Genomic DNA, 21052 nt, shown 5'->3' with positions numbered 1-21052 from the left:
CCACGCTCCACAATCTCCGGCATCTGCCGATAAAAGAACGTCAATAGCAGCGTACGAATGTGCGCACCGTCCACGTCCGCGTCGGTCATGATGATGATGCGGTGATAACGCAGCTTCTCGAGGTTGTAATCGTCCTTGCCCAGCCCGGTCCCGAGCGCCGTAACCAGCGTCACGATCTGCTCCGACGAAATCAGCTTGTCGAAACGCGCGCGCTCCACGTTCAGCACCTTCCCGCGCAACGGCAGGATGGCCTGAAATTTCCGGTCACGCCCTTGCTTCGCCGATCCGCCTGCCGAGTCGCCCTCGACAATGTAAATCTCCGACTTCGCCGGATCCTTCTCCTGGCAATCGGCCAGCTTGCCTGGCAAACCCACGCCGTCCAGCACGCCTTTACGCCGCGTCATTTCACGCGCTTTACGAGCAGCGTCGCGAGCACGCGCTGCATCGATAATCTTGTTCGTGATGATCTTCGCGTCGTTCGGCGTTTCCTGCAGGAACTCCTCGAGCGCCTTGGCGACCACGTCTTCCACCGGCGCGCGCACTTCCGACGACACCAGCTTGTCCTTCGTCTGCGAGCTGAATTTCGGCTCCGGCACCTTCACTGACAGCACGCACGACAAGCCTTCGCGCATGTCGTCTCCACTGGTCTCGATCTTCGCTTTCTTCGCGATGTCGTGGTCCGTGATGTACTTGTTCAGCACCCGCGTCATGGCCGCGCGCAAGCCGGTCAAGTGCGTGCCGCCGTCGCGCTGCGGAATGTTATTCGTGAAGCACAACACGTTTTCGTTGTAGCTGTCGTTCCACTGCATGGCCACTTCGACCGTGACGTTGTCCTTCTCGCCAATCGCGTGAAACACCGTCGGATGCAGCACTTGCTTGTTCTTGTTGATGTAATCGACAAAACCCTTCACGCCGCCGACGAATGCGAAGTCGTCTGTCTTGCCGTCACGCTGGTCGGTCAGGCGAATCCGCACGCCGTTATTCAAGAACGACAATTCGCGCATACGCTTGGCGAGGATGTCGTAGTGGAATTCCACGTGGCCGAAAATGGTGATGTCGGGCATGAAATGCACTTCGGTGCCACGATTTTCCGTGTCGCCAACAACGGGCATAGGCGAATACGTAATGCCGTCTTCCGTCACGAGTTCGCGGTTCTGCACCACGCCCTGACGAAACTCCATGAAGTGCTTCTTCCCGTCGCGGCGCACGGTGAGGCGCAGCCATTCGGACAAGCCGTTCACGCACGACACACCCACGCCGTGCAAGCCGCCCGACACCTTGTAGCTGTTCTGGTCGAACTTGCCGCCCGCGTGCAGCTCCGTCATCACGATTTCGGCGGCGCTGCGCTTCGGATCGTGCTTGTCGTCGAGCTTCAGACCCGTCGGTACGCCACGGCCGTTATCGGTCACGGAGATGGAGTTATCGGCGTGAATGGTGACGTGGATGTCGTTGCAATGTCCGGCGAGCGCTTCGTCGATGGAGTTGTCCAGCACTTCGAAAACGAGGTGGTGCAGACCCGTGCCATCCGACGTATCGCCGATATACATACCCGGCCTCTTGCGGACCGCCTCCAGACCCTCGAGGATCTGAATGGAGGATGCGCCATAAGCGTTGTCGGGTTGCGAAATTGGGTTTTCAGTCATGGGTTTTTTTCCGGTTCTGCGTCACTACGGAGTTGCTACTGGGTCACTGCGGGGTTGCTGCGCGGTCGCTGCATGAGACTTTTCGAAACACCTTAAAAATGCCAAAGGGGCAATGCGCCCCTTGGAAAGTTTTTAGTTTTGGCCGCGTCAGATGCGCATCGGCATCACCACATATTTGAATTCGTCGTTCTCGGGAATCGTGATCAGCGCGCTTGAGCTAGCGTCGCCGAGACTCACTTGCAGCATGTCGATCTTCAGGTTCGCGAGCACGTCGAGCAGATACGTGACGTTGAAACCGATGTCCACGCTGTCGCCTTGATACGCGATTTCCAGTTCTTCCTGCGCTTCTTCCTGGTCGGCGTTGGTCGACATGATCTTCAACTGGCCCGGCTCGATCAGGCAGCGCACGCCCTTGAACTTGTCCGACGTCAAAATGGCGGCACGCTGCAGCGAACGCTGCAATTCTTCGCGGCCGATCAGGAACGTGTTCTTGTGCGACTTCGGGATCACGCGCTGAAAGTCGGGGAACTTGCCTTCCACGAGTTTCGACACGAGTTCGACCTGGCCGAACGTGAACTTGACCTGGCTTGCAGCAATGTCGATAACCAGCGCGTCGTCAATGTCTTCAAGCAGGCGCTGCAATTCAAGGATGGTCTTGCGCGGAATGATGACTTCCTGGCGCGCGAACGATCCCTCGATTTTCATCGATGAAAACGCAAGCCGGTGACCGTCCGTTGCAACTGCCATCAACTGGTCGCCGTCGACCACCAGCAGCATGCCATTCAGGTAATAGCGGATGTCCTGCTGCGCCATGGCGAAGTGGACCATGCCGAGCAATTGCCGGAAGGTCTTTTGCGGAACCGACAGGCTCGCGCCGAACTCTGTAGCCTGGTTGACGGTCGGGAACTCATCGGCAGCAAGCGTCTGGAGCGCGAAGCGGCTTTTGCCGGAGCGTACCGTCAGCTTCTTGTCGGTGAGATCGAGCGACACTTCACCCGGCGGCATGGCGCGCAGGATGTCAAGCAGCTTGCGCGCGGCGACCGTGGTGGCGACCTGATCGCTGCCCGTGCCGAAGTCAGCACGCGTGGTGATCTGAAGTTCGAGATCGGTCGAGAGGAACGACACGTCGGCGCCAGTCTTCGTGATCAGCAAATTGGCGAGGATCGGCAACGTATGACGGCGTTCGACGATTCCGCTCACGGTTTGCAGCGGCCTTAGGAGATTATCTCGTTCGGTCTTGACCAGTTGCATAGAGTTCCTTCGTTGATGTGACGGCCGTCCGCCGCTTTTGTCACCGCTGCAGTCACCACTTTTGCCCCCGCTTTTTGAGAAGCGTTTGCCACCGCATGGATGACCTTCGGACGGTCTCGTGTCACGCGCGGGCGGCTACTGCCGCCCGCACGTGCCAGGCTTGCGCCAAAACGCCGCCCAGGGCCGCTGGACGGTCAAACCCGTATTGTGCCTCAAAACCTGACCGCTCCCTGAAAATGGGGGCAATTTCGTCAATAAACAGGCCCATTTTTTGACGCTTTTTGTGGCGCTTTTGGGCGCAAGCGACAAACCACCGCGCGCAGGATCATCAGTGGCCGTTGAATGCGTTTTTCGCCGCCAGCATGATTGCTTTCTGGTTCGGCATTGGTTTGGGGCCGTTCATTGCCGGCGGCCAGATTCAGCCGCCATTTTCCCGCACCCCAACGTCTTTTGCCGCACGCGCGGACGTGCGCCGCGTGGGTGGCCGCCGCGCAAAACGCTCAACCTTTCAGCGTTTGCTCAAGCACGTGTAATTCGTGGTTCAACTGAGCGTCCGTGCCGCGTTCCGCCGAAATTTTCCGTACGGCGTGCAGCACCGTGGTGTGGTCGCGCCCGCCGAACAGTTCACCGATTTCCGGCAGACTCTTCTGCGTGAGTTCCTTCGCCAGATACATGGCGATTTGACGGGGCCGCGCAATGTTCGCCGGCCGCTTCTTGGAATACATGTCGGCGACCTTGATGTTGTAAAAGTCCGCCGCTGTCTTCTGGATATTTTCCACCGATATCTGCCGGTTCTGCACCGTCAGCAGGTCTTTAAGCGCTTCCTTGGTCAACTCGATCGAGATCTCGCGGCCGTGGAAACGGGAGAACGCCAGGATCTTGCGCAACGCGCCTTCGAGTTCACGCACGTTCGAGCGCAAATGTTTTGCGACGAAAAATGCCACATCCTCCGACAAACTCACGCCTTCCGATTGCGCCTTGCGCATCAGGATGGCCACGCGCATTTCAAGCTCCGGCGGCTCGATCGCGACCGTCAGGCCGGAGTCGAAGCGTGAAATCAGCCGGTCATCGATACCCGAAATCTCCTTCGGATACGTATCGCTCGTGATGATCACCTGCGCCTTGTTGGCCACCAGCGCCTCGAACGCATAGAAAAACTCTTCCTGCGTCCGCGATTTACCCGAGAAGAATTGAATATCGTCGATCAGCAGCAGGTCGAGCGAATGGTAGTAACGCTTGAAATCGTCGAAAGCCTTGCGCTGGTAGGCTTTCACCACGTCCGACACGTATTGCTCCGCATGGATGTAGCGGATGCGCGCGCCGGCCTTGTCCTGCAACAACTGGTTGCCGATTGCGTGAATCAGGTGGGTCTTGCCCAGACCTACGCCGCCGTACAGGAACAGCGGGTTGTACGAGATGCCGGGGTTATCGGCGACCTGGATCGCGGCTGCGCGGGCGAGCTGATTCGCCTTGCCGGTCACGAAGTTATCGAAGGTGAGGACGGGATTGAGCTTCGAACGCTCGTAAGCCGAATCGTTTTCCCCGTTCGACGACGCCGTGCCGCCCGGCCGCCATGTCCGGCGAGCGACGGCAGCTTCGTTGGCGTCGAGGCTCGGGAGATCGAGATCGCCGTTGTCGCCCTGGTCGTTATGTTGCAGCGATTGCGCGTTCTGCGCGGCTTCCGCCGCGAGCGCATTGATATGAGCGCTCGCGTTCGCGTGGCCGCCATTGCTTCTTTCGGCAGGCTGGGGCGAGGGCCGCTGCATGGACGGGGAAGCCTGCGTGCTCGAGGGCGCGGCCGAAGCGGATGTCGCTGGCGCGCCGCCCATCGCCTTGCGGGCGGTGGCTTTTGGGTCCAGGACAAACTGAATATCGACGGGTGCGTGCCAGAAATCCCGGGCCATATCCGCGATTCGGCCGGAAAACTGGCTTTTCACCCAGTCGAGCTTGAACCGATTGGGCGCGGCGATGCGCAGCGTGCTCGCGTCGGCATCGAAGTCGACCAGGGCCAGCGGTTTGATCCATGTGACGTACTGCTGTGGCGTAAGTTCGCGCTCCAGCAATGCGGAACAGTGTTGCCAGAAATCGTTCATCGAATGCAGTCGTTAGGGTTTACCGCGAGTCCTGCCGCCGCCCTCGCCGCCACTCGGCAGCAAGGCCCGGTGCGCGCGGGCAAGCGTGCCCCAGAGCCTTGTCCACCATGCTTTTGCAGGCGGTACAGCGGACCGGGACAACGTGCGGTTACGTCGGATTGAGCGGAGATTCTAACGCCAAATGCAACCGCGGCGCGAGTTATCCACAGGGACGGACCATGTCGTGTATCGAATCATCGGACCTGTGGACTTCTTGGAAAACCGCTCGCCATGCCTCGTAACCTATTGACGGTCAATAGGAAAACGGTTTAAATAGCGGGTTCCGCAAAACCGAATTTCTGTACCACCGGCCGGTGCGTCGCTTTTTACGTCGCTTACCTCATGCCGCGCGGTCCGTATTTACCCAAGTGAGACCAACATGAAACGCACTTACCAACCTTCCGTCACCCGCCGCAAGCGTACCCACGGCTTTCGCGTCCGCATGAAGACGGCCGGCGGCCGCAAGGTGATCAACGCACGTCGCGCGAAGGGCCGCAAGCGCCTGGCTGTATAAGGTCGCTTTTGACGGCGCGCCCCGGCACTCGCCCAGACGCGTGCGACGGCCAGGTGTGCAGCACGACCAGCTCCGGACAGGAAACCAGTCAGTTGCGAGCGAGTGCCGCGTTCCCCAAGGCCGCAAGGCTGCTGAAAACGGATGAATACTCATCCGTTTTTCGTTTGCGCCCCTGGCGCCGGTCCCCGCACTTTGTCCTGTATGGCAAGCCGACAGGCAACGAGGCGCGACTGGGTCTGGTTATCGGCAAGAAGTTTGCACCGCGTGCGGTGACGCGCAATCTGATCAAGCGGCTGGCGCGCGAGGCATTTCGGCTTCGGCGCGCGGAGCTTGGCGGCTGGGACATCCTGCTGCGGCTGCATGCGAAAATTGACCGCAAGGCCATGCCGAGCGCGAAATCGCCGCCGCTGCGTACGTTGTTTCGCGAAGAGATCGACGGCCTGCTTGACCGTGCAGTGCGCGAAGCCGCTCGACGTACTGAAGGCATGGGTGAGCAGGGTGCATCGCCTATCGTCAACGACCCACCCGCGCCTGCGGGCTCTTGAGCCGCTTCAGGCGCACACCGGCTTGTTCGGCGTCGACTTGAGCGCGAATTCTATGCAAACGGCACGAATGGCAGAAACGGCGTTGATCGCCTTATTACGCTTCTACAAGGTTGCGGTGAGCCCCATGCTCGGCAACCGGTGCCGCTTTTACCCATCGTGTTCTGACTACGCGCGCGAAGCAATCCAGTATCATGGCGCCGCGCGTGGCTCATTCCTCGCAGCGAAACGTCTGTGCCGCTGCCATCCGTTTTCGGCTGGCGGCATCGATCTGGTCCCCGTGCCTCCGTCCGCCGCCGGCTGCGTTCAGCAGGATGGCGCGTCAGCGGCCGACCCAGTCGACGACTCTGCCCCGAGCGCATCGAATTCGCCAAATCCAGCTCCGTCGGATTCGGCAAATTCTGTGAGTTCAAACCCCCACGGCGCCAATAACGCGCTCTTCGATCGACACTGAGACAACGCATGGATATCAAACGTACCGTCCTATGGGTCATCTTTTTCATGTCGGCTGTCATGCTGTTCGACAACTGGCAACGTGACCATGGGCGCCCGTCGATGTTCTTCCCGAGCGCCGTCCCGACCAAGACGGTCGGCAGCGCTGCACCGGGAACCACGACGCCGGGCACGCAAGCCGCCGATTTGCCGGCCACTCCTGGCGTACCAGGCGCACCGGTCGCACCGGGTTCGAACGCACCTGCATCGAGCGCCGCAGACCAGCTCGTGAATTTCTCCACGGATGTCTACTCCGGCCAGATCGATACGCGCGGCGGCACGCTGTCGAAGCTGTCGCTCGTGAAGGAAGGTGACGGCAAGCAGCCGGATCTGTACATCACGCTCTTCGATCACACCGCGACGCACACGTATCTCGCGCGCACGGGCCTGCTCGGCGGCGACTTCCCGAACCACAACGACGTGTTCACGCTCGTGCCGGGCGGCCAGACGTCGATGGGTGACGGCAACACGTTGTCCATCGCGTTCGAGTCGCCGGTCAAGGGCGGCGTGAAGGTCATCAAGACCTACACGTTCACGCGCGGCAGCTATGTGATCGGTGTCGACACGAAGGTGCAAAACGTCGGCACGGCGCCGGTCACACCGCGCCTCTATATGGAACTCGTGCGTGACGATTCGCCGGTGGAAACGCCGCGCTTCTCGCATACGTTCATCGGGCCGGCTGTTTATACCGAACAGCATCACTTTCAGAAGATGACGTTCAGCGATATCGACAAGGGCAAGGAAGATTTCGCGCCCTCCGCCGATAACGGCTGGGTCGCGATGGTGCAGCATTACTTTGCGTCGGCGTGGATTCCGCAGCAGGGCGTGAAGCGCGATATCTACGTGCAGAAGATCGATCCCGCGTTGTATCGCGTTGGCGTGCAGCAGCCGTTGCAGACCATTGCGCCGGGGCAGACCGTCGACGTGCAATCGCGGCTTTTTGCCGGTCCGGAAGAAGAGCGGATGCTGGAAGGCGTCGCGCCGGGTCTTGAGCTGGTGAAAGACTACGGCATGGTGACGATCATCGCGAAGCCGCTGTTCTGGCTGCTCGAGAAGATCCATAGCTATGTGGGCAACTGGGGCTGGTCGATCATCCTGCTCACGTTGTTGATCAAGGCGGTGTTCTTCCCGCTGTCGGCGGCAAGCTACAAGTCGATGGCTCGCATGAAGACCATTACGCCGCGCATGACGCAATTGCGTGAACGGTATAAGGGCGATCCGCAGAAGATGAATTCGGAGTTGATGGCGCTCTACAAAACCGAGAAGGTGAATCCGTTCGGCGGTTGTTTGCCGGTCGTTGTACAGATTCCGGTGTTTATCTCGCTGTATTGGGTGTTGCTGTCGTCGGTGGAAATGCGCGGTGCGCCGTGGGTCTTGTGGATTCACGACTTGTCGCAGGCCGATCCGTTCTACATCCTGCCGGTGATGATGGCCGTGTCCATGTTCCTGCAAACGCGGTTGAATCCCACGCCGCCGGATCCGGTTCAGGCAAAGATGATGATGTTCATGCCGCTGGCTTTCTCGGTCATGTTCTTCTTCTTCCCGTCAGGACTGGTGCTGTATTACGTTGTGAATAACGTGCTTTCCATCGCGCAGCAGTATTACATCACGCGCATGATGGGACAGAAGAAGGTGGCGAAGGCTTAAGCCTTTGACCTTCGGTTGAATTGAAAACGCCCGGCTTGCCGGGCGTTTTCGTTTTGTGAACTGTTTGTATAAGCGTTTTATCGTTTCCCACCCGCCCCATAAAACTGGTCGATGAGTTCTTCCAGCAAATACCGGTGATGCGACGAAAGCGCCTCGATCTTCGACGCCAGTTCAAGCGTCTCTTCTGAGGCCGGATACTTCTCGTCATGCGATATCGGTTTCGGCGCGTTTTGTGGATTCCCGCTCGGCGGCGGTCCGTAGTGAAGCCAATGCTGCTCGACCTTGAACCACTCAGCGAGTGTCGCCAGTTTGTCGGTAGTGGGAATTGAACGCGCGGTCAGCCACTTATGCGTGGTTTGCGGCGACACGGGTTCGCCGTGATAACGCAAATTGAAATGCAAAGCGAGATCGGTTGCGCCGCGCATTTTCTCGGGCGCGCGTGTCATCGAAAATTTGAGCCGATCCGAAAAATCGGTTTTTTCTTTGGGTGTTGGCATGGTCGCGATTGTGCGAGGCAAACGCAGTGGTGGAGTCAACCGCCTACGCTAGATATGGCGCATCTTTCTCATTTTTAGCGCGTTCAGGAAAAACAACTCGAGAATGCCGCGATGGTTGATTAATGATGTCACCCAATAGCCAGCACATTTGCACCCAATGAAACGATGCGCACCCACAGCCATTCCTAAGGTTCATCATATCCCACATAAGATAAATTAAGAATCCTCCGAACGACTCGTGCGGCGCAGCGAAACAAAGGCGCCACGCTACAATGCCGCCACTCGTTCACTCGCGTTCCGCTGGAAACCACCATGTCCAATAACGACACCGATCCGATTGTCGCGATCGCCACCGCGCCGGGGCGTGGGGGGATCGGCGTGATCCGGCTGTCGTTCGGGCGGGCGGGCGAGGCGGCGGCGAAGCACGCAATGCTTGCGCTGTGCGGCCAGTTGCTCGACGCGCGGCATGCGAGCTATGTGCCGTTTATCGATGCACGCGGTGAGGCGATCGATCGCGGCATTGCGCTGTATTTCCCCGCGCCGCACTCTTACACCGGCGAACACGTGCTCGAGTTGCAGGGGCACGGCGGTCCGATCGTGTTGCAACTGCTGTTGCAGCGTGCTGTCGATACCGGGCGTGAATTCGGGGTGCGGTTGGCCGAACCGGGCGAGTTCACGCGCCGCGCCTTTCTGAACGACAAGCTAGATCTGGCTCAGGCCGAAGCCGTGGCCGATTTGATCGAGGCGAGCACGGAAGCCGCGGCGCGCTCGGCGGGCCGTTCACTCGATGGCGCTTTCTCGCGCGAAATCCACGCGCTCGTGGAAGACGTGATCACGTTGCGGATGCTGGTCGAAGCGACGCTCGATTTTCCCGAAGAGGAGATCGATTTCCTGGAAGCCGCCGATGCCCGCGGCAAGCTTGCCCGCATCCGGGCCTTGCTGGACAAGGTGCTCGCTGATGCTCGTCAGGGCGCGCTGCTGCGTGAAGGGCTATCGGTTGTGCTGGCCGGGCAGCCGAACGTGGGCAAATCGTCGTTGCTGAACGCGTTGGCCGGCGCGGAACTCGCTATCGTCACGCCGATCGCCGGCACCACGCGCGACAAGGTCACGCAGACTATTCAGATTGAAGGCATTCCACTGCATGTCATCGATACCGCGGGCCTGCGCGAAACGCAGGACGAGGTGGAGCGGATTGGTATCGAGCGGACGTGGGGGGAAATCGGTCGCGCAGATGTCGTGCTGCATCTGTTGGACGCTCGCGAAGCGCTGAGCACCGACGATGCTGCAATCTCGGCGCGTTTTCCGGTTGGCGTGCCGGTCGTGCGCGTGCTGAACAAGGCGGATCTGGCGGGCGTGGAAGCATCGGCTGATATGGCCGATGATGGCGTCGGGGAAGTGCGTTTGTCGGCGAAAACCGGGGACGGTATTGCGCTGTTGCGCGGCGAATTACTCAAGATTGCCGGTTGGCAGGCGGGCGCGGAAAGCATCTATCTGGCACGCGAGCGGCATCTGATTGCGCTGCGCGCGGCGCGCGAACATCTGGCGATTGCCGCGGACCACGCGGACCAGAATTCGCAAGCGCTCGATTTGTTCGCCGAAGAGCTGCGGCTCGCCCAGGATCAGCTCAATTCGATCACCGGGGAGTTCAGTTCCGATGACCTGCTGGGTGTGATTTTCAGCCGGTTTTGTATTGGGAAGTAGGCGTCGCATGGTTCATCGCATTCCTTGATGTAGGATTCCAGCAGGGAAGCCACGCAGGGAGGCCGAAATGGCGAAACCAAAGGGTCTCGATGAAGAGCAAGCCACTCGCTGCCGCAGGCAGATAGCCTTGGCCACCATCGCTGCGGTGATCGTTATCGCGGGGCTCTGGCGAATGGCGGTGTGGTTTGGATGGCTTGGTTTGTGATTCGGGCCTCTAGTCAGAGCGCCATGGCGCCGACGAATCGAAGTGGAGGCGTACCGCCGCTTGACCCGCGCCGCTCACCTAAGCCTTAACCCCCTCTTCCCTCTTCGCTGACATTCGCACTATGTGTGGTGCGAGCTCCCGCCATCGAACCGGATCGATCATAGTCTCCGTTGCATCAGAATTTGACTTGAAGACTATACCACCAGGTGTCATAGCCGATCTTTATAGTCAAACCGGCATGCAATGCAACCACCCGCGCAGCGCTTCTTTAAGACAGTATGGTTCAGCAGGGCCGCCAACTCTGCTGGCATTACCTACGGCGATCTGTGCAAAGCCGCAAAGCAACTGATGGCGGGCCAAGGCGATGATCTCGGTGGCAATGGCTGGAAGAAGCGACTGGACAGGAATACGAAACGCCGCCTCGTTTTAAACAAGGTGGGCAGAAGATGGATCTTCGTGTTTTTGTTTGCGAAAAGCGACATGGACAATATCGGCGACATCGATCTAAAGAAGTTCAAGCGACTCGCCAAGGATTATGGAAGCAAGACATCAGGCGATATCGATGTACTAGTTGACCTGCGAGAACTATTGGAGATTTGCAATGGCTGACAAACGATTCAAGAGCGACGCTTCGGAGGCAATTCACAGCGCCGCGTCTGGCCTGTTTCGCGCGAAGCTTATCGACAAAAAGACGATGCGTGAGTATGAAGACCTATGCATCGAGGAGCCGCCTCACTATGAGGCTAAGGACGTTGCACGTATCCGAAAGTCTGCCAATGTCAGCCAGAGTGTTTTTGCTCATTACTTGAACACGAGTCCTTCGACCGTCAGGCAGTGGGAGGCTGGCGCAAAAAAGCCGAGCGGTCTTGCGGCACGTCTGCTTCAAGTCGTTCAAAAACACGGCTTGGAGGTGCTTGCGTAATTCGGTGACCCGCAGGCATTGCCACAGCCGCTTCGGGGCGGAAATGGGCTGAGATAACCGTTGAAAAAGCGAGTGTTGCTTGCGAACGCTCAGCCCATCCGAGAGCGAAGCGGCCGATAACCGGCTACGCGGCGCTTCCCCGGCGCCGCCCACCCAAACCTTAAACCGCCTTCTTCCACGCCGCCGCAAACACCCCTGCCCCGATCAGCAGCGCGCCGCCGGTGCGATTCACCGTCCGCTGCACGCCGGGCCGCCGAATCGCGCGCCGCGCAAACGAAGCAAGCATTGCATACGCAAACGCATTCGCCGCCGCCAACCCGACAAACGTCGCCTCCATGATCGCGATTTGCGAAATGCTCGCCACGTGCGGATCGATGAATTGCGGCAAGAACGCGATAAAGAAAATGATGCTCTTCGGATTAAGCGTGGTCACCGCGTAAGCATGGGCGACGATCCGGCTCGTGCGCAACTCGGTGGGCGCGCTGACCGCATCGGCATCGATCACCGGCGCGCGCCACAACTTGATGCCCAGATAAACGAGATAAGCCGCGCCCACCCATTTCAAGACCATAAACAGTTCCGCCGATGCCGCGAGCAACACGCCAAGTCCGAGCATGGAAGCGGTCATCGACGTAAGGTCGCCCAGCGCGACGCCAGCGGTCGTAGCAAGCGCGTATTTGCGGCCGTGGCCAAGCGCATAGGAGACAACGAGCAACACGGTCGGTCCGGGAATGGCAACAAGGATGGCGGAGGCAATCGCGAACGGCAGCCATTGAGCAAGGGTCATAGAAGCTCCTGTAGAAAGCGTCGATTAATCCACGAACATCCGCGTCTGACAAGACACTGTGTAAAAACAGCAGAAGCCGCAGCGGGACCTGGCCCACGTCGAAGCAACGTGTCACGCACCAAGTGCCTGACTTGCAACGGTTTCATCTGCGGAATTGCGTTTTTGTGATCGATTTCCGCGTTCGGCACAGATTCTGCTTAGTATTTAACGGGTTTTGACCAGCGATCAGGCCCGGTAATCCGTAGTGTCTCCTCCCTCACTCGTGAGGTTAATGCCCGGTTCCGGCGAACCGGGCATCTTTTATTGTCTTTTCTATTTGCGCCGCATCAATCGAGATTTTTGACTACGGCACCGCGCGCTTAAAGCCGCTTAATCCTAAATATCCCTCTGCGACAATCTGTCGTGTTGCGAACGCACACAAGTTGTGCTTGCCTCTTGCAAATTCTCGTCTAGGATAAACGCTGCAGATTAATAACTAGTCACTGAATACATAGCTAAATCCCCGCTAAAGAGTTGCATGGAGGCTATAGATGAAAAAGCGCGCCATTGCTGGTTTTGCGATGATCGGCTTATTGGGCGCGGTCACCTCGGTGCAAGCCCAGGACAAGGTGATCCAGCCGCAACAAACGTTCAGTTTCATGCCTAATGCGTTCGGTTGTTTATCGAAGGACAAATTCGATTCCGCCGATCAGCACGCCCAAGCAGGCGAGCAGCAGAAAATGCAGGAATTCTTCACGGGGTTTCAATGCATGCCGACTCCGGAAGGCGCTCATTTCCGGGTAGTGCAGGTTGTCGGCCATGATGTCGAATTTGTAAATGCCTCAAACAGTGATACACAAGGCTTGTGGACTGCAGACCGATTCATTAAGCAGTGAATTAATCAGCTGTAGATCACGGTTTTAAACGATAACGGCGGCGTAAAAACCGCCGCTCATCTAATCGCTTGATTACCTCGCGGAGTGAATTTATTCACGCCCGTCAGGTTTTACACGCCCGCGCGAGACAGTCGCGGGACAGTCTCAAGCCACATCGGCAACGGCATACGTCAGCGCCAACTCGCCCCCGTTTTCCCCGCAACATCTCCCCTTTACCAGCGATTCCCCGCAACGATCGAACGCGTTCGGTATCATCACGCGTTGAACGTCGTCGAATGTGATTCGGAACGCGTCGGCACGCAGCGGTTCCGCCCGAAACATCCGTTCCGAATTCCCCCTTTTTCAAGCCTCTCAAACAGGCTTTCCGGTGTTGCATGGCCCTTAAATCCACAATCTACAAAGCTGAGCTGCAAATTGCCGACATGGATCGGCATTACTACGGCGACCACGCGCTGACCATTGCCCGGCATCCGTCCGAAACAGACGACCGGATGATGGTGCGTGTCGCCGCGTTCGCGTTATTCGCAAGCGAACGCCTCGAATTCACCAAAGGGCTGTCAGACACCGACGAACCCGATCTCTGGCAAAAGGATCTGACCGGGCAAATCGAAACATGGATTGAAGTGGGTCAGCCGGAGGAACGCCGCATCGCGAAGGCGAGCGGTCGCGCGGACCGGGTGATCGTGATCGCGTATGGCGGCCGCACCTCCGAAATCTGGTGGCAGGGCGTCAAGGCGAAGGTCGAACGGATGCAAAACGTGACCGTCTGGTCGCTCACCGATGGTGTGGCCACAGCGCTCGGCGCGTTGGCCGAACGGACCATGCGGCTTCAATGCACGGTGCAGGACGGCGAGGCGTCGCTGGGCAGCGCCACGGTGGATCCGGTCGCTATCGACTGGACCGTGTTCAAGGGAAAGCCACGCTGAGCGGATGAGCAGGCCAGCCGCCGGTCACGCCTCCGGCGGCCCCTTTAGCTCAACAAGGTTGCCTTCCAGATCGAATAGATACAGCGACGGGCCGAAGCCTTCCGCACCGTAGCGACGACCTTCTTCACCCAGGCGCACGCCGTTCTCAAGCAGATGTGCACGCAACGCGGCGGAGTCGAATGGCTCCACGCGCAAGCACAAGTGATCCATGTTGTTGCCCGCGCCCGGCGTGCCGCTTTCCGGACGGTCGATCTTCGCGCCAACCGCCAACAGATCGATCAGCGAGCGTCCCGCGCGCATCTGAACCAACCCGAGCTCGCGCTGTTCCTTCTCCACCGGACAGCCGAGCACCGTCTTGTAAAAGCCGACCATGGCATCAAGGTTCGCGCAGCGAATCACGACGTGATCAATCTCGCGGATGGGTATGTGCATCGCGTGTCTCCGTTTTTTTGCGTGATGACGACCAACGAATCGCCACGAAAAACCAGCGTTAAGTTTAGCAAGTGTTGCGAAACAGCACGGCTATAAAGGCTACGAAGCATACAGACGAAAAAAAGCCCACTCGTTGCGGAGCGGGCTGAATCCATATCAGGAGGAGACATGGAGGAGACAGTTCCGATATTACACAGCCGATAGGGTCGATGCAACACTTATCGTAGTAAAAACCCCTATGGTGGTGATGTGTCGCATCTGTGCGTCATTTGTCCATGCGTTCACAGCCCCGTTATCCAAGGATGAAATGACAGAGCAAGATCCGGCGAGTACCTATAGACGTCCGCCTCTAAAGTAGTCACGTACCCTTCGCAAACCAAGGATTGTGATGAAAACCGAATCAAGTACCGTTGCTTTTTCCAACGATGAAACCCGTTGGAACGCCTTGTCGAGCCGCGACTCGAGCGCCGACGGCGAATTCTTTTATGCGGTTCGTACGACCGGCGTGTTTTGCCGCCCATCGTGTGCGTCGCGGCAACCGCGGCGCGAAAACGTCGAATTCTTCAATACCCCGCAACAGGCTGAAGCCGCCGGTTATCGGGCGTGCAAAAGGTGTCAGCCGGGCAGCCTGTCGCGCGAGCTGGCGATCGTGGAGCGGGCGCGTAAGGTACTCGATGCCGACCCGCAGCAACGCGTCACGCTCGCGGAATTGAGCCGCGCCGTGTATGTCAGCCCGTTTCATTTGCAGCGGCTGTTTTCACGCGTGGTCGGCGTGTCGCCGCGGCAATACCAGGCCGCCCGCCGCGCGGATGCGTTGCGCAGTGCGCTCCAACGTGGCGACGACGTGACGCGCGCCATGCACGACGCCGGCTTCGGTTCGACATCACGGATGTATGACGCCGCGCCCGCCGAACTGGGGATGACGCCGTCGACGTATCGACGCAAGGGAGCCGGGCTGGTCGTGCATTTCGCCACTGCGCAGACCGCGCTCGGGATCGTGCTGGTCGCGGCGACGCCCAAGGGCATCTGCAAGATCGCTTTCGGCGATGACCCAACTACGCTTGAAGCGGAACTGGCGCAGGAGTTGTCGGACGCAGAAAGGATCGAGGATCAGGCGCGGCTTGCGCCGTTTATCGTGCAGATTGATGCTTATTTGCGCGGTACGCGGGAGCACTTCGACCTGCCGCTCGATATCAGCGCAACGGCTTTTCAACAGCGCGTATGGGACGCGTTGCAGAGGATTCCATACGGCCAGACACGCAGTTATACCGATATAGCCGAAACGCTTGGGTCGCCGAAGGCGGTGCGGGCTGTGGCGAACGCGTGCGCGTCGAACCCGGTGGCGCTTGCCATTCCGTGTCATCGCGTCGTGCATAAGGATGGCGCGCTGGCGGGCTACCGATGGGGCACGGCGCGCAAGGTCGCGTTGTTATCGGCGGAAAAGGAGCATCGGCTGGAGGCGCCGCTCGAAACTGTGAGTGCGGAGGATCTGGGGTGATGGCGAATAGCGGGTTTTCGGTATCGTCTCGATCACGTTGAACGATACGATGCCGATCAGCATCCTGATCGCCCGATCCTCCCTGCTTTCGAACGCATCTAAATTGCCACAGACCAAACCCACCCGAATCCAGCTTCCCTACGTCGAACCCTACGATTGGCCCCGCGTCCTGCGATTTTTCGCGGGACGCGCGACGCATGGCGTCGAAGCGGTGGAGGACGGTTCGTATCGGCGCGCAATTGAGTGGCTTGGCGATTCGGGCACGCTCAGTGTGACGCGGCACGCCACCAAACCGTGTCTCGTCGCGACGCTGGAAGGTGCGGCGAGCCGCCATGCGAAAGCCATCGGCGAGCATCTCACGCGCATGTTCGATCTCCAGGCCGATGCACCCGCCATCGCCGCGCATCTCGCTCGCGACCCGTGGTTCGCGCCGATGACCCAGGCTGTGCCCGGGTTGCGCGTACCTGGCGCGTGGTCGGGCTTCGAACTGGTCGTGCGCGCGATAGTCGGGCAGCAGGTCAGCGTGAAAGCGGCATCGACTATTGTCGGAAGGCTGGTCGAACGCGCCGGTACGCCACTCACCGATCATCCGCATGCCGGTACGGCCTGGCGTTTCCCCACGCCCGCTGCGCTGGCCGCGGTCGATCTGGAGAAGATCGGCATGCCGGGCAAACGCGTGGCCGCGTTGCAGGGGTTTGCACGCGAAGTCGCGGCAGGCGCGTTGCCGCTCGACAATCCCCATGCGGACCGCGCCGAGCTGCGGGCGGCGTTGCTGGCCATGCCGGGTATCGGACCATGGACGGTGGAATATGTCGCAATGCGCGCACTACGCGATGCCGACGCGTGGCCCGGCACCGACCTGATCCTGATGCAGGCGCTGGTGGCACGCGATCCGTCGATGGCGAAAGCGGCGGCGCTGCGCGCCCGCGCTGAGGCCTGGCGGCCGTATCGCGCGTATGCTGCACTTCATGTGTGGAACGAGATCGCGGACCGGGCAGGGTCTGCGAAAGGCGGCTGACGCACAGCGTCGCTACGTGGCTCGAAGCGGATCCTGAAGCCCGCCCACGCCCACTGCCGCTTACGCAGCGCAATCGGAAGTCCCGCATCGTCCATCAAAAAAGCCTGCCGCTGCCTGTTGCGTTGCAATCTGTGGGAAATTCGCGCAAACCCTTATCCGGCAAGGGTTCAAGCACGTCTTACACTGAGGTGTTAAAGTGCCCGCTACCCAAAAATCTGGTTCGGCGCATTCGGTTCGGCGCCAGACACGCAACCGTCGCAGCAATGGCAAATACGAATTTCTCATCTCCGTCCGACAGCGCTTTCCTGCGCCGCTTATCCGCGCTGACCAGCGGCCCGCAAGGCGCTGCGTTGCGCCAAGGGCTACGCGGCATCGAGAAGGAAAGCCTGCGGGTCACGCGCGACGGTACGCTTGCCACCACGCCGCATCCACGCACATTCGGCTCCGCACTCACGCATCCGCTGATCACCACGGACTATTCCGAAGCGCTGATCGAACTGATTACGCCCGCTGAGAACGACGTTGCGCGCACGCTTGAGCAACTGGACGACTTGCATCGCTTCGCCTATGCCCATCTCGGCAGCGAAGTGCTCTGGAACGACTCCATGCCCGGCGTGCTTCCCGCCGATCAGGACATCCCGATCGGCTGGTATGGCACATCGAATATAGGCATGTTGAAGCATGTATACCGGCGCGGTTTGTCGTTGCGATACGGCCGCACCATGCAATGCATCGCCGGGATTCACTACAACTATTCGCTGCACGAAGATGTGTGGCGCAACTGGGCCGCGCTCGATAACCGCGGTGCCGTGCCACTTGTCGATTTCCAGTCCGAACGATACTTCGCGCTGATCCGGAATTTCCGCCGTACAAGCTGGCTGCCGATGTATTTGTTCGGCGCATCGCCGGCGCTCAACCAGCAGTTCCTGCGCGACCGCCCGAATTCGCTCGAGACCTTCGACGCCACAACGCGTTATTTGCCGTACGCCACCAGCCTGCGGATGAGCGATCTCGGCTACACGAACAACCCGGCGCAATCCGCACTGCTGCCGAGCTACGACACGCTCGACGGTTACCTCGATGTCCTCGCGAAAGCGGTCAGCGAGCCGTATCCGGCGTATGAAGCCATCGGCACGCAGCGCGACGGCGAGTGGGTGCAGATCAACACGAACGTGCTGCAGATCGAGAACGAGTTCTACTCGACCATCCGGCCGAAGCGCGTGACGCAACCCGGTGAGCGACCGTTGCATGCGTTGTCGTCGCGTGGCGTGCAATACATTGAAGTGCGTTGCCTCGATATCGACCCGTTTGAACCGACCGGGATTTCGCTGGAGACCGCGCGTTTCATGGACGCGTATCTGCTGTATTGCGCGATCGAAGACAGCCCGGTTCTGCCGCGTGCTGCCAACGAAGAAGCCAACGAAAACTTCGCGCGCATCACGAAGGAAGGTCGCAAGCCCGGCCTGACGCTGTCACGCGATGGCCGGGAAGTCCCCATGCAAAGCTGGGCGGATTCGTTGCTCGACGCCATCGAACCGGTCGCACAGGCACTCGACGCGTTGCATGGCATGAATGAACACATGACCGCGTTGAAGGCCCAGCGCGCACGGGTATCCGATGTCTCGCTGACACCGTCCGCTCGCGTGCTCGAGACCATGCGCGAGCGGCACCAGAGCTTCAACGAATTTGCGCTGGAACTCAGCGCAAAGCATGCCGATTACTTCCGTGGCCGTCCGCTTAGCGCCGAAGCCGAGCGCGAAATGGCAGCGCTTGCTGCAAAGTCGCTGGATGATCAGGCAAGAATCGAGCGTGAAGAAGTCGGTTCGTTCGATGCCTTCGTCGGTGCTTATCGTGCTTACACGTTGAACCGTATCAGCGTTTGAATTGGCTGGGCGCCGGCTCTAAAACCGACGCCCAGCAACCCAGCAGTTTTTCCTCGCCGCACAGCCTCAGCAGCGGCAACCCTTACTTGTTTTGCAACAGTGCGCAACGCGTGGAAACGCTCGCGTGCGTGTCGGGTCTGAAAATAGCGACGTATCAGCTGAGTCAGACTGGTTAGCGACTGGCCGGGCACGATCGGCCAGTCCGGACACACATCAAGGAGAGTTAGAAAAATGAGAAAAAACCTGTTGGGAGGCACGAACTTGGCCAAGACGGCGGCAATGAGTACGGTGGTGGCGGCAATCGCTCTCCTGGCCGGATGCTCGACGACCGGACAGATCGCTGGCGAAACCATGGAGCAGGCCACAGCGCCGCTCACGTGTACGAACAAGGCCGAATGTGACGCGTGGTGGGCGCGCGCGCAGGTTTGGGTGAGCAATCACTCCGAATACAAACTGCAGACCGTGACAGATTCGATCATCCAGACCGATGGCCCGTCGGGCGGCAAACGCGCCTTGGCGTACCAGATCACCAAAACGCCAAGCAACGAAGGGACGGCCACGATCGGTTTCGCCGCCCATTGCGACAACATGCTCGGTTGCGAGCCAAACCCCTGGAAGGCCGGCGCGGACTTCAAGCAATTCGTGCGCGGCGGGCCATCGCAGATGGGCACGCCGGGAGGCGCAACGGCATCTGGCAATGCGTTGCCGCCGGTTTCTCCTGCTCCACCATCGCAGCCGATGCGGCAAAACTTGCCCGTCCAGCCCATGCCGCCGACGCTCGAGAATCAGCCGGGACAATCTGGCCAAGTCCTGACGCCGCAGTAAGTTTCCGTCCGTTATTAAGCGCTGAAGGCCGCATTCTCGTCAGGGAACGCGGCCTTTGCTTATTCGATCAAGCAAATCGGCAAGACGGCGGCTATCGATGGGTATGTGGCGCCTACCTACTATTTAATGCATCGACGGGCTGGTTACTATCGGTTCGATAGCTAAAACCCTTGCATAGGCATTGTTTTACTTCCGCGAGGTAATGGCCGACTTCTCCGCCTGTTCGGGACACTTGGCGCAACGCGTCTCCGTGCAATACGCGGCCGAAGCGCCTGAAAGAGATTCGCCGGCCTAGCCTCCCACGCGCTCTCCGCTTCCCCGTTCTCGTGAACCCGCAACGCTCGCCCGCTGCTTAGTCGAACACGTTCCATGCAATACTTCATTTAAAGCGACCTCGCCCCGCGCTTCCTCCACAAAACCCCTTGCTGGCAGGCTGCAATGCGCAACGGCCGCGTCTGCCGGTTCAAGGCACATGAATTCAAGCAACGCTCAGAAGCCGCGTGAATTCCATCGAAACACCGTCAGTCGCAGCGCACAGAACGCCCCCAATGGAGAGCCCTGGAGTGAAACAACCCATCCCATCCGCCAGCCGGCGAATGCTAGTACCACGCAGGCTCCGCTCTCGCGACTTAAAAACAACAGTGCAAAAATTTGCTAAGGAACGCATCTTGAAAATCGATTGCATAGTCAATATTATTCTAAGCAACGAGTTACGCGCCAAGGCGCCACCCGAGACCATGTTCTGACCGACTGAAAGCATCGAACCATTCGATGCGTAAATGGATTTACCCGATGAACCGCGCTGCCCAAACCACCCGCCTCCTCGGCCGACGCTTCGGCCATTCAATCACTGCCGCCTTGCTGCACGTCCTGCCGCCTAATTTAAGCTCGTGGAAGCTGGCGCTCTATGTGATCGTGTTCTTGCTGCCGGGCGGATCGTTTGTCGTGCTGGGTGCCGCGTGGTTCGAAAACAGGCGCACGCGCAAGCCCGCCGATACTGCGCCCGCCAATACCCCGCTGCTTTGCCGTCCGAAACACTGCGACGCCTAATACTCTCGTCGCCGTTCTTGACGCTTCGTTACGCAACCCACGCAGCGCCTGCGAGTTGCGTAACGACCCGTAACTGATTCCGCACGGCGAGTAACACCCAGCTTCCTTTCAAACCGTTACCCTAACGCCTGCCCGACGTTCGCCCTACGCGCGCGTTCAGTTACCATTTCGGACCGGTTGCACGAACGCTTCGCGCCGCATTGCGTTGAAGC

21 protein-coding genes are annotated in these 21052 nt (G+C 59.4%); 15 read left to right on the top strand and 6 right to left on the bottom strand.

Annotation, left to right across the window (positions count from 1 at the left end; translation table 11 throughout):
* From GSQ93_RS12165 to dnaA, 3 genes are all read right to left on the bottom strand, one after another.
* Positions 1 to 1643, bottom strand: a 1643-nt coding sequence (locus GSQ93_RS12165) for a DNA gyrase subunit B (protein WP_158935898.1), incomplete at its 3' end; no start/stop codon positions are given.
* 147 nt (positions 1644 to 1790) lie between these two features.
* Complete coding sequence (gene dnaN, locus GSQ93_RS12160; RefSeq protein WP_158935897.1) at positions 1791 to 2894, bottom strand: DNA polymerase III subunit beta; 1104 nt, start codon at positions 2892 to 2894, stop codon at positions 1791 to 1793.
* A 500-nt stretch (positions 2895 to 3394) separates the two neighbouring features.
* Positions 3395 to 4987: a chromosomal replication initiator protein DnaA gene (gene dnaA / locus GSQ93_RS12155; protein ID WP_158935896.1), complete on the bottom strand. Its 1593-nt coding sequence runs from the start codon at positions 4985 to 4987 to the stop codon at positions 3395 to 3397.
* Between the two features lie 418 nt (positions 4988 to 5405).
* Between dnaA and rpmH the strand changes: the two genes are divergently transcribed.
* The 4 genes from rpmH (at position 5406) to yidC (ending at position 8221) form a co-directional block, all read left to right on the top strand.
* Complete coding sequence (gene rpmH / locus GSQ93_RS12150; protein ID WP_006998755.1) at positions 5406 to 5540, top strand: 50S ribosomal protein L34; 135 nt, start codon at positions 5406 to 5408, stop codon at positions 5538 to 5540.
* A gap of 92 nt (positions 5541 to 5632) precedes the next feature.
* The gene (rnpA, locus tag GSQ93_RS12145) at positions 5633 to 6085 is read left to right on the top strand and encodes a ribonuclease P protein component (protein WP_174254610.1); all 453 of its coding nucleotides are present in this window, start codon (positions 5633 to 5635) and stop codon (positions 6083 to 6085) included.
* A gap of 67 nt (positions 6086 to 6152) precedes the next feature.
* Positions 6153 to 6536 (top strand): membrane protein insertion efficiency factor YidD, encoded by a 384-nt coding sequence (gene yidD / locus GSQ93_RS12140; RefSeq protein WP_158935900.1) that lies wholly within the window; start codon positions 6153 to 6155, stop codon positions 6534 to 6536.
* 8 nt (positions 6537 to 6544) lie between these two features.
* Positions 6545 to 8221 carry a membrane protein insertase YidC gene (yidC, locus tag GSQ93_RS12135; RefSeq protein ID WP_158935894.1) on the top strand — a complete coding sequence of 559 codons (1677 nt, stop codon included), beginning with the start codon at positions 6545 to 6547 and terminating at the stop codon, positions 8219 to 8221.
* A 77-nt stretch (positions 8222 to 8298) separates the two neighbouring features.
* Here yidC and GSQ93_RS12130 read toward each other — a convergent pair whose 3' ends face one another.
* A complete protein-coding gene (locus GSQ93_RS12130; protein ID WP_158935893.1) occupies positions 8299 to 8718 on the bottom strand; it encodes a transcriptional regulator in 420 nt (139 codons plus the stop codon).
* Positions 8719 to 9030: 312 nt separating this feature from the next.
* On the opposite strand from GSQ93_RS12130, the gene mnmE reads away from it, so the two are divergent.
* The 4 genes from mnmE to GSQ93_RS12110 all read left to right on the top strand — a co-directional run bounded on the left by mnmE (position 9031) and on the right by GSQ93_RS12110 (position 11546).
* Positions 9031 to 10419, top strand: a complete 1389-nt coding sequence (gene mnmE, locus GSQ93_RS12125) for a tRNA uridine-5-carboxymethylaminomethyl(34) synthesis GTPase MnmE (RefSeq protein WP_158935892.1) — start codon at positions 9031 to 9033, stop codon at positions 10417 to 10419.
* A 67-nt stretch (positions 10420 to 10486) separates the two neighbouring features.
* A complete protein-coding gene (locus GSQ93_RS12120; protein WP_158935891.1) occupies positions 10487 to 10624 on the top strand; it encodes a hypothetical protein in 138 nt (45 codons plus the stop codon).
* A gap of 243 nt (positions 10625 to 10867) precedes the next feature.
* A complete protein-coding gene (locus GSQ93_RS12115) occupies positions 10868 to 11233 on the top strand; it encodes a type II toxin-antitoxin system RelE/ParE family toxin (protein ID WP_158935890.1) in 366 nt (121 codons plus the stop codon).
* Positions 11226 to 11546, top strand: a complete 321-nt coding sequence (locus tag GSQ93_RS12110; protein WP_158935889.1) for a DNA-binding transcriptional regulator — start codon at positions 11226 to 11228, stop codon at positions 11544 to 11546. The genes GSQ93_RS12115 and GSQ93_RS12110 overlap by 8 nt, the downstream gene beginning before the upstream one ends.
* A gap of 160 nt (positions 11547 to 11706) precedes the next feature.
* Here the strand turns inward: GSQ93_RS12110 and GSQ93_RS12105 are convergent, their stop codons facing one another.
* Positions 11707 to 12333: a LysE family translocator gene (locus tag GSQ93_RS12105; RefSeq protein ID WP_158935888.1), complete on the bottom strand. Its 627-nt coding sequence runs from the start codon at positions 12331 to 12333 to the stop codon at positions 11707 to 11709.
* Positions 12334 to 12863: 530 nt separating this feature from the next.
* Here GSQ93_RS12105 and sap1 point away from each other — a divergent pair.
* Both sap1 and GSQ93_RS12095 read left to right on the top strand, forming a co-directional pair.
* Positions 12864 to 13208 (top strand): surface attachment protein Sap1, encoded by a 345-nt coding sequence (gene sap1, locus GSQ93_RS12100; protein ID WP_158935887.1) that lies wholly within the window; start codon positions 12864 to 12866, stop codon positions 13206 to 13208.
* Positions 13209 to 13582: 374 nt separating this feature from the next.
* Entirely contained in the window at positions 13583 to 14134 is a 552-nt protein-coding gene (locus GSQ93_RS12095; RefSeq protein WP_158935886.1) for a YaeQ family protein, read from the top strand.
* A 24-nt stretch (positions 14135 to 14158) separates the two neighbouring features.
* Here GSQ93_RS12095 and GSQ93_RS12090 read toward each other — a convergent pair whose 3' ends face one another.
* On the bottom strand, positions 14159 to 14566 hold the full coding sequence (locus tag GSQ93_RS12090; protein WP_158935885.1) for a VOC family protein: 408 nt from the start codon (positions 14564 to 14566) through the stop codon (positions 14159 to 14161).
* Positions 14567 to 14954: 388 nt separating this feature from the next.
* Here GSQ93_RS12090 and ada point away from each other — a divergent pair, with 388 nt between their 5' ends.
* The 5 genes from ada to GSQ93_RS12065 all read left to right on the top strand — a co-directional run bounded on the left by ada (position 14955) and on the right by GSQ93_RS12065 (position 20840).
* Positions 14955 to 16064 (top strand): bifunctional DNA-binding transcriptional regulator/O6-methylguanine-DNA methyltransferase Ada, encoded by a 1110-nt coding sequence (gene ada / locus GSQ93_RS12085; RefSeq protein WP_158935884.1) that lies wholly within the window; start codon positions 14955 to 14957, stop codon positions 16062 to 16064.
* 49 nt (positions 16065 to 16113) lie between these two features.
* Positions 16114 to 17082, top strand: coding sequence for a DNA-3-methyladenine glycosylase (locus tag GSQ93_RS12080; RefSeq protein ID WP_158935883.1), 969 nt, complete (start codon positions 16114 to 16116; stop codon positions 17080 to 17082).
* Positions 17083 to 17345: 263 nt separating this feature from the next.
* Complete coding sequence (gene gshA / locus GSQ93_RS12075) at positions 17346 to 18965, top strand: glutamate--cysteine ligase (protein ID WP_158935882.1); 1620 nt, start codon at positions 17346 to 17348, stop codon at positions 18963 to 18965.
* Positions 18966 to 19244: 279 nt separating this feature from the next.
* Positions 19245 to 19790 carry a hypothetical protein gene (locus GSQ93_RS12070; protein WP_158935899.1) on the top strand — a complete coding sequence of 182 codons (546 nt, stop codon included), beginning with the start codon at positions 19245 to 19247 and terminating at the stop codon, positions 19788 to 19790.
* Between the two features lie 792 nt (positions 19791 to 20582).
* Positions 20583 to 20840: a hypothetical protein gene (locus tag GSQ93_RS12065; RefSeq protein WP_158935881.1), complete on the top strand. Its 258-nt coding sequence runs from the start codon at positions 20583 to 20585 to the stop codon at positions 20838 to 20840.
* Positions 20841 to 21052 lie beyond the last annotated feature (212 nt).

The organism is Burkholderia sp. S171 (assembly GCF_009766085.1).
Lineage (GTDB): Bacteria > Pseudomonadota > Gammaproteobacteria > Burkholderiales > Burkholderiaceae > Caballeronia.
The sequence above is the reverse complement of the archived record's forward strand: the minus strand, read 5'-3'. Positions and strand labels throughout refer to the sequence as shown.